The sequence below is a fragment of the Nannocystis bainbridge genome (assembly GCF_028368995.1).
Taxonomy (GTDB): domain Bacteria; phylum Myxococcota_A; class Polyangia; order Nannocystales; family Nannocystaceae; genus Nannocystis; species Nannocystis bainbridge.
The window spans coordinates 485,263-501,339 of record NZ_JAQNDL010000001.1; the positions used below are offsets into that span (position 1 = coordinate 485,263).

General features: G+C 72.7%; 8 protein-coding genes. 4 read left to right on the plus strand and 4 right to left on the minus strand.

Annotated features, from left to right (window positions below; all coding sequences use genetic code 11):
- Positions 1 to 68: 68 nt before the first annotated feature.
- The 4 genes from POL25_RS01905 to POL25_RS01920 all read right to left on the minus strand — a co-directional run bounded on the left by POL25_RS01905 (position 69) and on the right by POL25_RS01920 (position 7,981).
- A complete protein-coding gene (locus tag POL25_RS01905) occupies positions 69 to 2,501 on the minus strand; it encodes a hypothetical protein (RefSeq protein WP_272084050.1) in 2,433 nt (810 codons plus the stop codon).
- Between the two features lie 360 nt (positions 2,502 to 2,861).
- Positions 2,862 to 4,097 (minus strand): DUF4215 domain-containing protein, encoded by a 1,236-nt coding sequence (locus POL25_RS01910; RefSeq protein ID WP_272084051.1) that lies wholly within the window; start codon positions 4,095 to 4,097, stop codon positions 2,862 to 2,864.
- Positions 4,098 to 4,304: 207 nt separating this feature from the next.
- Complete coding sequence (locus POL25_RS01915) at positions 4,305 to 5,195, minus strand: sigma-70 family RNA polymerase sigma factor (RefSeq protein WP_272084052.1); 891 nt, start codon at positions 5,193 to 5,195, stop codon at positions 4,305 to 4,307.
- 2 nt (positions 5,196 to 5,197) lie between these two features.
- Positions 5,198 to 7,981, minus strand: coding sequence for a serine/threonine-protein kinase (locus POL25_RS01920; protein WP_272084053.1), 2,784 nt, complete (start codon positions 7,979 to 7,981; stop codon positions 5,198 to 5,200).
- Positions 7,982 to 8,479: 498 nt separating this feature from the next.
- Between POL25_RS01920 and POL25_RS01925 the strand changes: the two genes are divergently transcribed.
- The 4 genes from POL25_RS01925 to POL25_RS01940 all read left to right on the plus strand — a co-directional run bounded on the left by POL25_RS01925 (position 8,480) and on the right by POL25_RS01940 (position 15,817).
- Positions 8,480 to 9,460, plus strand: coding sequence for an NAD(P)-dependent oxidoreductase (locus tag POL25_RS01925; protein ID WP_373372062.1), 981 nt, complete (start codon positions 8,480 to 8,482; stop codon positions 9,458 to 9,460).
- 276 nt (positions 9,461 to 9,736) lie between these two features.
- Positions 9,737 to 11,269, plus strand: coding sequence for an alpha/beta hydrolase (locus POL25_RS01930; RefSeq protein WP_272084055.1), 1,533 nt, complete (start codon positions 9,737 to 9,739; stop codon positions 11,267 to 11,269).
- A gap of 363 nt (positions 11,270 to 11,632) precedes the next feature.
- The gene (locus POL25_RS01935; RefSeq protein ID WP_272084056.1) at positions 11,633 to 14,734 is read left to right on the plus strand and encodes a protein kinase domain-containing protein; all 3,102 of its coding nucleotides are present in this window, start codon (positions 11,633 to 11,635) and stop codon (positions 14,732 to 14,734) included.
- Between the two features lie 87 nt (positions 14,735 to 14,821).
- Positions 14,822 to 15,817 (plus strand): ADYC domain-containing protein, encoded by a 996-nt coding sequence (locus POL25_RS01940; RefSeq protein WP_272084057.1) that lies wholly within the window; start codon positions 14,822 to 14,824, stop codon positions 15,815 to 15,817.
- Positions 15,818 to 16,077 lie beyond the last annotated feature (260 nt).

Genomic DNA, 16,077 nt, shown 5'->3' on the forward strand with positions numbered 1-16,077 from the left:
CTCCCGGGCCGTGATGCGCCGCGCGCGGCGGCCCCTGCGGAGCCGCTCGCGGCCTGCCCGTGCGGGTCTCAGGGCTTCGGCGGCGGGGCGAGCCCGGCCCACTCCTGGAGGGCCTGGATGGCCCGGGCGTCGAATTTCGGCGCGTCGCCGCCGAGCACGGGCTGGCGCACGCACGCGTCGCTGTGCTGGCACAGGTGGGCCGAGAAGAGGTCGGGCAGGATGAGGCCGTCGGCGGCGGTGCAGCGGCAGCCCGACCCACCGGTCATCTTCGCCGCGCCGTCGCTGCACTTCATGGCCGCGCAGCCGGTCGGGGACGTCGCCTGCGCCCGCGCCTGCAGCGTGCCGGCGTCGCCGACGGCGACGCCCACCCCCGCGGCGTGCAGGCAGCTCATGAATGCCTGCCCCGAGGCGGTGCTCGGGCCCTCCGCGGGCGGCGTGAGCCCCGGGGAGGGGGTGAGCCCGCCGCTCTTCGGCAGCGGCTTGTCCGTGCCAGGGCGGCAGGCCATGAACTCGGCGACCGCCGCCGCCGCCGCGCCGCAGCGACCCGGCCCATCGATCCCCGGCCGGCGGTTGCGCCCGCCCTTGCCCTGCGTCCGCCGCCGCTGCTCGGCCTCGGCCTCCTCGCCGACGAGGTCGAGGTAGCGCTCGACGTAGCCCCCGCGCAGCGACGCGCGGGTGGCCGCGTGCCCGTCGGCCTCGTTGAAGCGGACCCGCACGTCGCCCTGGGTGAGCTCGGCCGCGTACATCGCGTTCATCGTATTGGCGACGACGTGCACCGCCTCGTGCTCGAGCGTCGACTGCATCGTGCCGACGTCGGGGTGCACGTCGCGGTCGATGGTGATCCGATTGGTGGCGTCGTCGGTGATCCCGGCCGCGCCGTGGACATCCTTGCCGGCGATCCGGTCGAGCGACGCGGTCTCGACCGCTCTGGCCGCGGCCTCGGCCAGGATCTTGCCGTCCTTGGCGACGCGCTCGCGCAGCCCCTGGTAGTAATCCGCGCGCTCCTTGGGGAACTTCGAGCCGTCGATGGCGTGGTTGAGGCGCTCGCGGGACTCGGCCGCCGAGATGGTGTCCTGCGCGGCCTTGACGACGTACTTCTCGCCCTCCTTGGTGCGCAGCCAGTCGGCCGAGCGCTTGCGGGCCGTCGCGAAGTCGAGCTCGGTCTCGTCGACGGTGCCGCTGCTGCTCTCGGGGCCCGCCGGTTGGTCGCCGACGGTCCGGGGATCGCCGCAGCCGCCCTCGCCGTAGAACCCGCGCACCGGCAGGTCCTTGCCCTGCGGCAGCTTGCCGACCTCGAAGCTCTTCTTGCTCATCGCCTGCGCCAGGGTGCAGGCGCTCGTGGTCATCTGCCACGAGGCGACCACGGCGGCCGTGGCGGCGCAGCTCCCGATCGAGGTGCCCTTGCCGGTCGCGCCGAAGGGCCCGGGCCCACTCCCGCCGCCGGCGGACGCTCCGCCGCCGCCGCCCCCCTTGCCCTTGCCGCCGCCGCTGCCGCCCGCGCCCGAGCAGTTGCTGGCCCGCAGGGCGTCGCTCTTGAGGCCGAAGGGCGTGTGGTCGCCGCGGCCGCCCGGCAGCTTCGTCTCGCCCGTCGCGCAGCCGAGCCCGCGGCCGCAGGCCGGGCTGCCGCCGGCCTCGGCCGTCGCCAGCATCTCCGAGAAGCCGCACGCGCCGGCGCCGATGTTGCGGTCGCGCAGCAGCTCGACGAGGCGCAGGTCGACCACGTCGGCGCGCCGGCCGATCATCTCGCCGCGGAGCGGGTCGAACAGGTACACGCTCTGCTTGTCGCCCGCGAGCGCCGCGGCGACCTCGGGGGCGACCGCCTGGGCCCACCGGTGCGCGGCGTTCGGGCCGGCGTGCTTGGCCAGGTCGACCGTGAGCAGCACGAGGTTGAACACGGCCACGCGAAAGTTGGCGAGGCCCGACTTGCCGAAGCCGTCGCCCTGCAGGCTCGCCTCGTACTGGCGCAGCGCGTGGCCGAGGATGTCGGTCCAGGCGGCGACCTGCCAGGCGGTGAGGCAGTTGAGCGCGTTCTGGTACTCGCTCAGCACGAGCATCGCCGCGAGCTCGTCCTTCGTCGCCAGCGCGGCGGCGTAGCGCGCGAAGTGGCGGCCGAGCCCGACCTCGGCCCGGCACTCGGCGCGGTCGCGCAGCTCGAGCCGCTCGGTCGCCCACGGCCGGTAGCGCGCCGCGCCCTGCAGCAGCGCCGAGAAGTCGAGGCCGGTGACGGCCCGCTGCATCGCCGCGTCGCCCTGCAGCGCGACCTCGGGCACGGTCCGACGCGCGAGCGAGCGGTAGGTCTTGACGCGCTTCCTGACGGCGTCGGTCATCGGCCTGGCGCCGGGGAAGCCGCGCAACGACCCGGCGATCTGGCGGTCGAGCGCCTCCATCTGCTGCACCTGTTCGCCCAGGCTCGCCGGCGCCGCCTCGGCGCGCGCGCTCACGGTCCACGCCAGGAGCAGCGCGACGCCGCTCCACCCACTGCTCGCAATTCGTCGTCGCATGTCGACTCCTCGACCCGCTCGGGGGCCGCCGCGACAACGTCGATTCGCCGCCGTCTTCCCGCGGTCGGGTAAAAAAATCGCCGGCGCGGGGGCCACGGCGCGCCGGCGAGCCGAATCGCGCAGACGCGAGGCGTGGCATGCACGAATCCGGGTGTGCATATTCACCGTCGCGGGCCCGCCGCGCCGCGGAATCGCGCGCGGGCGATGGCGGCGGTGGTGTGGCGGCCGTCGCCGGCCGCGAGTCAATGCGTGGACCGACTCGGTGCATCCTCCCGTGCGCTCAAGGCGCTGGAGAGCGGATGGCGTCGCGCCTCCGCCCACGTCTACGTGGTCGGATGACAGGACGAATCTCTGCCCCGCTCACTGCTGCACGCAGTAGAGCGCCGATTTCCACGAGCATTTTCCGCTCGTGCACCACTTCGTCCAGCTTTGGTTGACCGCGTCGGCGTGGCCCCAGTACGCATTCGCGGTCTCCGACTGCCAATTCTCGCACGTGTCGTGGATCCACGACAGCGTGCCGTCGGCGGAGGTCCCGGTGTAGACGGTGGCATAACCACCACCGGCGCAGATGGTGTCGCCGATCGGCGCCGGGCCGCCGAGCTCGGTGACATTGATGGGAGCGTCGAGCGAATTGTCGGTGAGGTCGGCCCAGTCGTCGGCGACCTTGGTGCCGTTGGGCAGCACGTAGGGCACGTCGGCGTGGGTCATGCGCGAGGCGGGCGAGGCGGCGACGTCGCTGAGCCACGCCAGGTAGGTCCCTGGCAAACCGGCGGCGTCGGCGAGCTGCTGGCACCTGGCGTCGCCGCCGGCGAGGCCGCCGAGGTTGCCGGTGTACATCTGGCTGGTGACGAAGACGAGCTTCTGCGCCGCGGTGACGCTGCAGTCGCTCTCGCAGCCGTCGCCATCGGCCCCGTTGCCGTCGTCGCACGCCTCGGCGCCGGCCCAGACCAGGCCGTCGCCGCACTCGGCGTGTTTGCAGGCGATGGTGCACGCGTCGGTGTCGACCGCGTTGGCGTCGTCGCAGTCCTCGGCGCCGTCGCGGACCTGGCCGTCGCCGCAGCTCGCGGCCTTGCAGGTGGACAGGCACGCGTCGGTGTCGTCCATGTCGCCGTCGTCGCAGTCCTCGCCGGGCTGGACGAGGCCGTCGCCGCAGCTCGCGGGGGCGCACAGGTTGCTGCACGCGTCGTCGTCGATCGCATTGCCATCGTCGCACTGCTCGCCCGGGCCGAGGAGGCCGTCGCCGCAGGTCGCGTGCTCGCAGGCGCTGGTGCAGGCGTCCGTGTCGTCGGCGTTGCCGTCGTCGCACGCTTCGCCGTCGTCGAGTTTGCCGTCGCCGCAGACCGGGCTGGCGGGGTCAGGGGTCGAGGTGGAGGTGAACGGGTCGCCCGTCGTCGGGCTCTCCGGGTCGGTGTCGATCCCCGAGGTCGCGGTCGGCACGCCCGTCGAGCTCGTCGTGGTCGACGTCGTGGCGGTGGCCTCGGTCGTCGTGGTCGACGGAGAGAGACCCTCGGTGCCCGCATCGCCGTCTCCGCAGGCCCCGCTGACGGCCAGGAGCATCACGCCGCCGAGCGCCACACCGCTCCGGTGTCTCTGCATTCGCGGAGCAGAGGGCGATGCGACGAGGGCAAACGAGCGAAGGAGGAAGTTGCTGGACATGGTGGGCTGCAGGACACCCGGGCTGTCCGTGATCGCACGGCTCCGGGGTGGTGAGAAAGGATGGACGAGCCACGCGCCGGACGGGCGCTCACCGCAAGGACGCAGCGAGGAGCCCGACCGTCTCACGAAATCTTTGGGCGCCCTGACCTACGGCCCCGGGTCGTCCCCGCCGCGGGTCTGGCGGAGCAGCCCAGGCAGCGTCCCGTAGAGGTTCGAGGCGACCAGCCGCATCAGCTGGCCGAGCTCCTCGGCCGGCAGACCGAGGGAAGTCATCAGGCGCGTGCGGGTCCGCTTCACGAGGTCGCCCCGGGCCTCGGCGAGCCAGCGCGCCGCCGTCGCGCGCGACACCCGGTAGAACGCGCCGATCTCCTCGAGCGTGAGCTGATCGTGGATCTGCAGCCGGAGCAGCGTGCGACCCCGCTTGCTGAGGTCGGCGAGGGCGGCCGCGAACGCCCGCTTGAACGCGTCGCGGTAGCTGGCCTTGAGGAACGCGAGCGCCTGGTCGTCGCCCTCGTCGGCGATCGCCTCGAGCGTCTCGTCCTCGACGGCGAGCTCCTGGCGCTTGCGCCCGAGGCTGATCGCGGTGCGCACGGCGCAGATCCGCAGCCACGCCGCCAGCGCGCCTCGCCCTCCGTAGCCCGCGAGCTTGCGCGACTCGCCGACGACGAGCTTCATCAGCAGCTCCTGCACGAGGTCCTCGACCGAAAAACGACCGCCGAGCCGGGCGACCACGTGGGTGGCCGTGGCGCGGGTCATGCGCTCGAGGATCGCCAGCGCCGGCTTGTCACCCGCGAGGCACGCGCCCACGAGGTACACGTCGGACGCGGCGAGCTCGGCGAACGCGGCGACGAGGTCGGGCTCGCCGTCGAGTCGCGGCGCGAGGGCGCTTGACCAGTGCTCGTCGCGGATCGCCAGCTCCGGCCACTTCGCGCGCGTGGCCGCTGTGGCGGCCTCGAGCTGAGCGGCGAGCTCGGCGACGTCCGTGGCAGCGAGCGTGTGCCCGGTGCGCGCGGCGAGCTGCAGGGCGAGCGCGTGCATCGTCAACCCGACCACCGCTGGAGCTGCTCGTGAAGGACGGCGCGCATCGCCGCGTAGGGCTCGTCCTCGCGGTCGCCGAGCGCCGCCATCGCCTTGCCCGCGAGCGCGACGGCGCGACGGCGATCGCCGCCGCGTGCCTCGATGTCGGCCAGGATCCCCCACGCCATGGCGCGCTCCGGCGGCTCGACGTGCGCGCGCGTCCAGGCGGCGAGCGCCTGCTCGGCGGCGCTCCGCGCCTCGGCGTCACGGCCGACGTCGGACAGGCACGTGGCGAGGTTGACGTACCCGAGCGCTTGCTGGTCGGGCGGCTCCGCGGCGCGCAGCGAGAGGGCCAGCGCGCGCTCGTAGTGGGGGATCGCGGCCGAGCAGCGCTCTCGCTCCTGCTCGACCAGGCCGAGTTGATTCTCCAGCTGGGACTGCAGCCCCGGCTCGTCGAGGCGAGTACCCGCGAGCGTAGCGAGCGCTCGCTCGGCCAGCCGCTGGGCGCGCTCGAGGTCGCCCCACCTCGACGCCAGATCGGCCAACGCGGTGTCCGCCACCACGACCTCGAACGAAGCCTCGCCATGGACGGCGGCGAAGATCTTCCGCGTGCGATCGAAGTGACGCTCGGCGTCCTCGAGCTCGCCGCTCGCGCGCTCGAGACGCGCCAGGTCGTGCAGCGTCTGGCCGACCGTGGGATGCATGGGCCCGAGCGCGGCCTCCTCGATCTCGAGCGCACGCCGGAGCTCGGCCGCCCCCTCGGCGATCCGATCGAGCCTGCCGAGCGCCGTGCCGAGCGCAGCGACGGCGCTGGCGAGGGCGACGCGACGCGACGGATCGCGCCCGGCCGCGAGCTCGAGCCGCGCGATGCCCCGGCGATAATGCACGATCGCCTCGTCGGTCCGCCCGAGCTGGAGCAGGGCATCGGCGCGCAACAGCTCGATGCCCTCGCTGCGAGGCAAGCCCCGCGCTGCGAACGCCTCGACGGCGTCGCAGACGACGAGGGCATCGGCGGCGCGATGATCGTCGATCAGGACCAGGGCCTCGAGCATCAGCGCCGCCACCAGGAGGTCGTCCTCTCGCGCGTGGCTCGCCGCGCGGGCTGCCGCCCTCGCGTGGTCGCGCGCTGCGGTGCGCGCGTGGGCATCGAGCTCGATCCGCGCGACCGCCAGCAGGGCCGCGGCCCTCGGCCCTGGCGAGGTCGTGCGCTCGGCTTGCGCGAGCACCTCGGGCGCGTGCACCAACGCCTCCTCCCAGCGCCCCGACCGCTGGAGCGCGTCGATCTTCGCGGTGGACGCGAGCAGCGAGGCCGACCCCGGCGAGGTCGTGTCACGAGCGTCGACGCACTCGGCCGGGCTCGGCAAAGCGGCGACGGCGGCGGTCGCATGATCGACGACGCTGGCGTCGGCCTGCTCCCACACCGCCAGCTGGGCGCGGAGCTCTCCGAGCTGTCGGTCGAGGCAGCTCGACCGCGCCGCGCGGGCCGGCCCGGCCACGCAGGCCGATCGTCGCAGGAGCCGCCACGCGTCGCTCCACTGCCCGATCTGCGCGGTGATCGCGGTGATCGTCGCTGCGCTGCGCTCGGGCGCGGCCGCGGTGAACCGCCGCGCCAGGGTCGCCTGCGCCTCCGCGTGCCACACGGTATCGACGAGGTCATCACCGCACGGCGCTTCAGGTCGCGCGAGGGGAGCGAGCAGCCCCACGCCGATCGCCCCCGCCACGATCGCGGCCGCGGCCGTCGAGATCACCCTGCGACGCGTGCGACGAACGCCCCGCTCGAGCGCGTCGAGCATGGTCGCCAGATCGGGCCACCGCCGCGCCGGGTCGACGGCGAGGCCGCGTCGCACGGCGCGATCGAGCCACGCGGGGATCCGTCGCGCACCACGGCGGATCCGTCCGCCCGCCATCTCGCGCCACATCGCCTCGGGCGAGCTGCCCGCGAACGGGTGGCTGTCATGCAGCGCCTCGTACAGGGTGATCGCAAACGCGTATTGATCGGTGCGCGCGTCGTGACCACGAACCACGGGCGTGCCCGTCTCTCCCGCTGACGGCAGGAGCATGCCGGTCAGCTCGGGCGCGAGATAGGCGGGGGTCCCGGTGAGCGCGCCGGTCGTGGCATGGAGGGCGTAGACCGGGACGGGCAGCCCCGTGCTCATCGGCGCGTCGATCGGGCGCGCCAGCCCGAAGTCGGCCACGCGAGGGCGTCCCTCCCGATCGACGAGGATGTTCTCGGGCTTGAAGTCGCGGTGCAGGAGCCCTCCGGCGTGGGCGGCCGCGAGGCCACGACCGGCGGCGGCGACGACCTGCACGATCTCTCGCCAGCCCCGCGCTCGCTCGCGCAACCAGGCCCGCAGGGTCGCGCCTTCGATCCATTCCATGACGAGGAAGGTCTCGCCTCTCACGTCGACGATCTCGTGCACCGCGACGACGTTCGGGTGCTGGAGCTGCGCCGCGGCGCGGGCCTCACGGATGAGATACGCGCGGCCGCCCGCGACCTCGGCGACCCTGGCGTGCAGGCGCTTCAGCGCGACCGGCCGCGCGAGCTCGAGATCGTCGCCCCGGAACACCTCGCCCATGGCTCCGCGCCCGATCGCCGCGCGGACCTGATAGCGGCCGATCTGCGCGCCGACGAGGCTGCGGGCTCCCTCGTGCGCCGGGCTCGAGTGCAGGCGGATCATGGCCGCCAGCAGCCGCCGACACGACGCGCACTCGTCGACGTGGTCCTCGATCTCGAGTCGCGCAGGCTCCGCGAGCGTGGCGCCCACGAAGGCCTGCGCGCGCTGCTCGTCGATGCACCCCGCGGGCACGGGCATACCTATACCGAGGCCGCGCGAGGTCGACCATCGCTACCTCGCGCGCCGAAGGGTCCGCTCGCGGGACCGCTTCCAGCGGTGCGCGTGCTCGGGCAGTTCCCTCACGCCTCCCGGGCGCCCGCGGCCGCTCCGACGAACCCCGGCCGCATGCTCCGGCCTCCACGAGGCGAGCATGGAGCTCGGCAGGCGGCGCCGGTGGGTGCACCCCACGGGCGGTGAGGCCGAGGCGATCCCCGCCTGCTCGCGCGAGGCCGGCCGCGCCCAGCCTCGACTTCGGCGCATCGCGCGTGAGCCCGCGTCGTGCGGCCCTCACCGATCTTTTCATGTTACCTCGAATTGAAACCCCCGCCGCTCCGACCCCGCGGTCGACGTGCCGAACCACGACGTCGGCGCGCGACCACGCCATGCTCCCTCATCCCTTCTCTCCTCTGCACCGTCGCATCGACGAAATTCTCCCTTAGACCCGCTCGAGCGCCGCGCTACCCTTCGCGGGTGGCGCGTCGTCACGCCTTCGTCGTTCAGCACAATCGTGGTCACGGCGCGCGCGCATACCCGCGTGGCAGCGAAAGAAGAGAGAGAGAATCACGCATGACACACAAAGCGACTGTCTCCATTCTCGGCTTGGGTCAAATGGGCGCCGCCCTGGCGCGCGCCTACATCGACGCTGGTCATCCAGTCACCGTATGGAACCGGAGCCCTGGCAAAGCGGAGCCGTTTCAGGGCCGGGCGAGCGTGGCCGCGACGCCCGAGCAGGCGTGCGGCGCGAGCGACCTGACGATCCTCTCGCTGGCTGATTACGCGGCGTGCGACCAGGTCCTCCGCACGCCCCTCGTGGCGGCGGCCGCGAAGGGCCGCACGCTGGTCCAGCTGACGAGCGGCACGCCAAGCGACGCCCGCAGCGGGGCCACGTGGGCCGCGAGCCTCGGGATCGACTACCTCGACGGTTGCATCCTGGCGTACCCCAGCTACATCGGCGGTGAGGGGACGGCGGTGTTCTACTCCGGCCCCAGGGACCTTTACGAGCGCCACCAGTCGACGCTGCGGGTCATCGGCGGCGCCACCTCGCACGTCGGCGAGCCGATCGGGGCCGCGGCAGCGCTCGACTGCGCCCTGCTGGGCAGCTACTACGGCGCCACCCTGGCGGTCCTGCAGGGCGCGGCGATCTGCGCGTCGGAGGAGTTCCCGCTCGACGCTTACTTCGAGAAGTTCCAGGCGATCATGCCGCTCATCTCGATCACCGCCGACATGTGCAAGAAGATGCTGTCCACCGGCAACTTCAAGGGCACCGATTGCACGCTGGACATTCATACGAACGCCCTCCGCCACATCGTGCGCCTCAACCGGGAGAACGACCTCGACGGGCGGCTCCCCGAGCTGGCCCTGACCTACTTCGAACGGGCGTTGCAGCTCGGTCACGGCACCGATGAAATGGCCGCCGTGTTCAACGCGCTCCAGGGCTCGACCCGGCGCTGATCGATCCTGAGCGCCGTGCCCCGCGGGCGCGCCACACCGATACGCCCGCCGGGGCCCGGCTCACGATCGCTGCCGGGCCTCCCCACGGCGGCGAGCCCCGCCTGCTGCGCGAGCCCGGCCTCGACTTCGCAGATCCGGCGCGAGCCCGCGTCGTCCGGCCCTCGCACCCGCCCTCGCAGACCCCGCGCCGATCTTTTTCACGTCCTGGTGAATTGAAACGCCCGCCGTCTCCGACTCCGCGGTCGAGGTGCCGAACCACGAGGTCGGCGCGCGACCATGCTCTTCACGAAATCACCCTCATCCCTCCTATCCTCTCTCCTCTGCACCGTCGCGCTGACAGCGGGCTGCGGCGAACTCGAGGACTCGTTCGCCGACGAGGACGACGCGATCGCGCTGCGGCCCGTCCTGCTTCCGAGCGACCCGGCGACCGTCACCACCCACGTGCCCTGCGTCGACGCCGACACCTTCGACGGCACCGAGGCGGTGATCCGCTACCCGCGGGGTCTGGGCAATTGCCTGACCACCGTGCCGAACAGCCCGCTCGTGCTCGTGATGCACGGGACGGGCTATCCTCACGACTCCTACGATTACCTGCTCGACCATCTCGCGGCCAACGGCTTCATCGTCGTCAGCACCGCCGAGATCGCGTCCAACGACACCGTCACCGCGTACGGTGATGCCGCCCTGGCGGTCGAGGGCTTCCTGGACGCCTTGCTCGACGAGTGGGCCCTGGCCGGCTTCATCGACCCGACGCGGCTCGCGCTCGTCGGCCACAGCAAGGGCGGCAAGCTCGCGCGCTACGTCGCCGACCAGCTCAAGGGCGGCGCCGATCCATGGACCGTGCGCGCGGTCGTCAGCCTCTCGGGCAACGGCCGCGCCGACATGCAGGTCGAGGCCGACATGACCCCCGCGCTGCTCATCCTGCAGGCCGCCGAGGACTCCGACGTCGAGCCCGACGCCAATTTCGAGGTGTACGACCTCGCCGGCACCGAGGGCGCCATCCCGCCGGCGGGCCCGTCAGGGCTGACGAAGGTGATGAAGCTGATCGAGGGCGGGCATCACCACCGCTTCTCGCAGTCGCTCGGCCTCCACGCGCAGGCGCACGTCAGCAAGGGCTACCTCCTCGCGTTCCTGGCCGCGCACGTGCGCAACAACTGGACCTGGTACGAAGCATACATTCGCGGCGATGCCATCCCGTACGGCTGGCCCGAGCGCGTCGTCACCCAGTACAGCGACGGCGTCCAGCGCGACGTGGTCGACAACTTCGAGGACGGCCTCGTCGGCGCCTCGGCGATGGACGGCGCGGTCACCGTGAGCAACGCCGTGACCTCGATCTTCGACCTCGAGGCCGCCGGCGACGCGTTCCAGGGCGAGACCCTCGCGCTCGAGATGTCCGGCAACGCCGAGGGCAGCTCGATCACCTGGTTTATCCCCGAGGAGCACCGCGACACCGCCGATTTCGCGTGGCTGTCCTTCCGCATCGCCCAGGTCGACGGCTCGGCCTCGAGCTACCTGCGGTTCCAGATCAGCAATGACAACGTCTGGTCGGCGGAGCAGATCGTCGGCGACCACGGCACGATCGCCACGCCGATGGAGATGTGCCCGCCGTCGCAGATCCCGTACGGTCCGGGCGCCGCCTGCTGGCCGAGCGGGTTATTCCACCACCTCGGCACGGTGCGGATCCCGCTGGCCGAATTCGGCGCGCACGACGACATCGATCGCGTGCGCCTGATCTTCCGCGGCCGGTCGGTCGAAAAGACCTACCTCCTCGACAGCCTCGAATTCAGCGGCGACGACGATCTGCCCTGAATCGCACGAGTCCCTGAGGTCCTTTCATTGTCCCGGTTTTTGGCCTGGCGAGACGATGATCCTTTCACAGCCGAGACGACGATGCGCACCATGACCGAGGATCGAAATCGCGACCGCCGGGCGCGCCGGCGGGGGTGGGCGGAGCTGGCGGGTCGTTTCCTGGACCTCGGGGCGGCGCTCCGTCGTGGTTGCGCGCGGGTCGGCGCCCAAGTAACACCGATGCGCATGGTCCGTGGGCCGCAGCGGGGCGACACGCCGAGAGTCGGGCCAGGCCGCGCGCCGGAGGACGGCCACGGACCTCCGTCGCCGCCGGGCGCGAGCGGCTCGACCTCGACCGCTGCGGAGCTCGAGCCCGGCTGGGCGATGCGAAGCACTCTGGAGCCGCCGCTCGGCTCCCCGTCGGCCTGGGCGAGCCGCAGCACCCTCGGCCAGCCGCCGGGGCCGCGACCCGAGCACGACCTCGGCGGCCCGCACCTCAAGGAGCTCATCCTCTCGCGCCTGTTCGTCCGCGAGGCCGGCCCGCCGCGGATCGGCCGCTTCTCGCTCCTGCAATTGCTGGGCGAGGGCGGCATGGGGGTGGTGTTCGCCGCCTACGACGAGGACCTCGATCGCAAGGTCGCGATCAAGGTATTGCGCGCCCAGGCGACCGCGCAGCCCGACCGGCTCCGCGCCCGCATGCTGCGCGAGGCCCGGCTGATGGCCCAGCTGTCGCACACCAACGTGATCACGGTCCACGAGGTCGGCGAACACGAGGGGCAGGTCTTCATCGCCATGGAGTTCGTGCGCGGGCAGCCGCTGGACGCCTGGCTCGCGGCCTGTCGCGCGCGCACCGGCGGGGCCCGCTGGCACGATCTGCTCGGGCCGTTCGTCCAGGCCGGCGCTGGGCTGGTCGCGGCTCACCGCGCCGGGCTGGTCCACCGCGACTTCAAGCCGCAGAACGTGATCGTGCGCAGCGACGGCGTGGTCAAGGTCCTCGACTTCGGCCTCGCCTGCGCGGCGCCGCAGGACGACCGCGTAGCGACGACCGCGGACGATCACGAGCGCGAGGCCGCGACGACCTGCGAGCGGCTGACCCAGACCGGGGCCGTGATGGGCACGCCGACGTACATGGCCCCGGAGCAGCACCTCGGGATCCCGGCCGACGAGCGCAGCGACCAGTTCAGCTTTTGCGTCGCGCTCTACGAGGCGCTCTACGGCCAGCATCCGTTCGGCGGGTCGACTCTGGAGGCGCTGCGCCGGGCGGTGCTCGCCGGCCACGTCCGCGAGCCGCCGCCCGGGTCGCCGGTCCCGCTGCGGATCCGTCGCCTGCTGATGCGCGGGCTGGCGGCGCGCCCGGAAGCCCGTCACCCCTCGTTCGCCGGGCTGCTGGAGGCGCTCGCGGCCGACCCGGCGGGCGCCCGGCGCCGCTGGCTGGCCGTCGGCGGGCTCGTGCTCGCCGCTTCGGCCGCGACCTGGGTCCTGGCGAGTCGCGGCGCGGAGGCGGAGCCGCCGTGCTCGGGGGTCGCACACGAGCTCGCCGAGGTGTGGAGCGACGAGCGCCAGGCCGCGATCACGACCGCGATCCAGGCGACCGGGCTGCCCTACGCCGAAGCCACCTGGCAGCGCGTCGCGCCGACGCTCGACGCCTACGCCCACGATTGGACGGCCATGCGCGCCGCCTCGTGCCGGGCGCACTTCGACGCGCTCGAGTCCGATCGCCACTACGACCTGCGGACCGCGTGCCTGGTCCGCCGCCGCGTCGCGCTCGCCACGATGGTCTCGGCGCTCGCCGAGGCGCGACCCGCCGACCTCGAGAACATGGCGCAGGCAACGTCGGCCCTGCCCCCGCTCGCCGCCTGCGGCGACACCGAGGCGCTCGCGGCCGCCGTGCCGCCCCCGGAGGACCCGGCGGTCGCCCGCGCGGTCGAGGTGCACCGCGGCGCCCTGGCGCAGGCCGACGCCTACGAGGCGCTGGGACGCCACGAAGACGCGCGCGCCCTGGTCGCGCCGGTGCTCGCCTCGCAAGAGGTCAAGGCGTACGCGCCGCTGGAAGCCGAGGCCCGGCTGTCGCTCGGCACCGTCGAGCTGACCGCGCTGCGCTACGGCGCCGCCGTCGAGGCGCTGACGCAGGCGCTGGAGACCTCGCTGCGCGCGGGTCACCTGGCCGTCGCGGCGGAGGCGTTCGCCCGCCGGATCTTCGTCCAGGGCCAGACCGGCAGGGGCAAGGAGGCGCTCCAGGACGTGCCGCTGGCGCGAGCGCTGGTCGAGTGGTCGGGGGACGATCAGCTCCGCTGGCTGCTGCTCAACAACACCGGCATGACCTACTACGCCCTCGATCGGCACAGCGAGGCGCAAGAGAGCATGCTCGCGGCCCTGGCGACCAAGGAGAGGCTCGGCGACCTCGACTTCGAATACGGGGTGACGCTCACCAATGTGGGCATGGTGTCGCTCGCGCTCGGCGATCTTCGCGGCGCGCGGGGCTACCTCGCCCGCAGCCTCGAGCGCGACGAGGGAGCGCTCGGCACCGACCACCCCAGGGTCGCGCTGGCCAGGTTGGGCCTCGCCGCGGTCGAGCTCCACGCCGGCCGCTACGACGCGGCCCTGGCCGGCATGCGAGCGGCGATCGCGTCGCTGGTGCGCGTCCACGGCCCGTCGTCCGAGGTCCTGTTGAACTGTTTCTTGCAGCTCGCGGACCTGAGCAACCGGCGCGGCGCCCATGCAGGGGCCCTGGCGTACACCGACCAGGCTGCCGCGATCCGGGCCGCGCACGACCTCGAGGGCAACCCGATCCTCGTCAACCTGTTCATGCAGCGCGCGGCGGCCCTCGAAGGCCTGGGACGCTCCGAGGAGGCCACGGCGGAGCTCCAGGCGGGCCTCGCGGTCTTCGAGGCGGGGCCCAGCCCGGCGCACGCCGCCTGGATTCACGACGCGAGCGGGCGGCTCTCGCTGCAGCGCGGCGACGCCGGCGGGGCGCTGGCCGCATTCCGGCGCGCGCGAGTCCTCCACGCGGGCGCGCCGAGCCCGATGCCCTACCTCCTCGCGGCCACAGACATCCGGATCGCCACCGCCTTGCGCGCCGCGGGCGACCGCGTCGCGGCCCTCGAGCTGGCCTCGCGCGCGCTGGCGCAGCTGCTCGCCACCCCGCAGCGACATCACGTCGTGATGATGGCCGAGCTCCGGCTCGAGGTCGGCGACCTCCTGCTCGCCGCGGGGCGTGTCACCGAGGCGCGCGAGCAGTTCGAGACGGCCCACCGTGACCTCGCCGCGACCGCCGAGCCCCACAATCCCTGGTTGGCGCGGCTCGAGTTCGCCATGGCACGGGCGCTGATGAAAGGACCCGCGGGCGAACGGCCTCGCGCCGAATCGCTCGCGCGCGGCGCCCTGGCCACGTTGCGCCGCCACGCGCCCGGCTTCGAACCCGAAGCAGAGGCCGTGGAAGGCTTCCTCCGCCAGGAATTCAAGAATTCGACCGGGCGGGCCAATTGAAACCGCCGACCCACCGATAAGGAGCGGCACAGACCGCGCGGACCGCCGAGTGCCCGGGCGCGGACCTGCTCAAGGAGACTTCGACCCATGCTCGCCGCCGATAAGCTTCTCTTCGCCGCTTCGCTGTCCCTCGTCGCTGCCTGCGATTCGCAGGACCTCGCCGCCTTCCAACCCGAAGAGGAGGTCGAGCTCCGCTGCGCACCCAACTGCCCGCCGGCGTCGGGCAACACCGAGTGGATGGGCAGCCTCTATCCCATCTCGCCGCTCGACACGCTGGGCAACGACTACAGGGGTATCAAGGTGGAAAGCCTCGTGGTGGCTGGCTACACCGCCGCCGGCTTCGGAGCCTTCGAAGGCGAGCTCTGGGCCGACATCCCCAACCCCCACTTCGGCACGATCAGGCTCTGGGGGCAGCAACTCCTCGGCGCCCGGTTCACGCTGACCTTCGACGGCAAGCCGCGGTACCTCACCATCTCTGCGGTGCAGCCGCCACCCGCGGGCGACTCCCACTGGCTCTACGGCCTGAAGTGGGACGACGACGGCCCCGACCCCGGCGACGACACGCCCGCGTGCCTCAAAGACCAGGTCAACGGCGAACAACTGGCGATCGTCCACGACGACCTCGACATCGACACCGCGACCGGCGACGTGTTCGCGCGCGCGAACACGGTGTATTTCGCGTGCCTGCACGGCGCGGCCGGGAAGGCCACCCTCGAGGGCAAGGGCTTCAACTTCGGCTTCCGGCCCTTCGAACTCGGGCTCGCCAACTTCGAGATCTCCCTGCGCTTCATCCTCGCCGACTACTGCGGCGACGGTCATTCGTGGACCCAGGACAAGACGAACATCCACTATCAAGACCTCTGGAACATCGGCGCGGGCGGCGGCCTGACCACCGACGCGGTGTGGGGCCAGAACGGGGCCCTGTGCATCGGCGCCCACCCGCGCGTGTACGATTACGACGAGATCGAATGCCCCCTCGGCGTGAAGCCGCCGCTGTGCGGCACGCCGGCGCAGACCCAGACGCTCTTCAACAATCAGGGCGTGATCTGGTCGCGCAACCCGTGGCTGATCCCGATCCCGTAGCAAGCCCGGGCCGCGGCACGTCGTCTCCAGCGAATTCGGCCGAGGTCTGCCGAATCGATGCGCCCCGGAGCGGAGCGCCGTATGGACGCGCATCGGGGAAGAGCACCCACCAGCCATGATCCTCGAGGAGGCTCCGTGGCCGACCGGACCTCCTCACGCATCTTCACCGCGAGCCTTGCTCCCTATCACCGCGTGAGCGCCACGAAACGGGCCGCGCGGTCGCCGAGCCGGATCCTCCCCCCAGTTGGGATCCAGGCGCT

What these genes read in the sequence shown, in the direction of transcription:
- POL25_RS01905 (WP_272084050.1), bottom strand. Translation starts at nt 2,501, where the DNA reads ATGCGACGACGAATTGCGAGCAGTGGGTGGAGCGGCGTCGCGCTGCTC.
- POL25_RS01910 (WP_272084051.1), bottom strand. Translation starts at nt 4,097, where the DNA reads ATGCAGAGACACCGGAGCGGTGTGGCGCTCGGCGGCGTGATGCTCCTG.
- POL25_RS01915 (WP_272084052.1), bottom strand. Translation starts at nt 5,195, where the DNA reads ATGCACGCGCTCGCCCTGCAGCTCGCCGCGCGCACCGGGCACACGCTC.
- POL25_RS01930 (WP_272084055.1), top strand. Translation starts at nt 9,737, where the DNA reads ATGCTCTTCACGAAATCACCCTCATCCCTCCTATCCTCTCTCCTCTGC.
- POL25_RS01935 (WP_272084056.1), top strand. Translation starts at nt 11,633, where the DNA reads ATGCGAAGCACTCTGGAGCCGCCGCTCGGCTCCCCGTCGGCCTGGGCG.
- POL25_RS01940 (WP_272084057.1), top strand. Translation starts at nt 14,822, where the DNA reads ATGCTCGCCGCCGATAAGCTTCTCTTCGCCGCTTCGCTGTCCCTCGTC.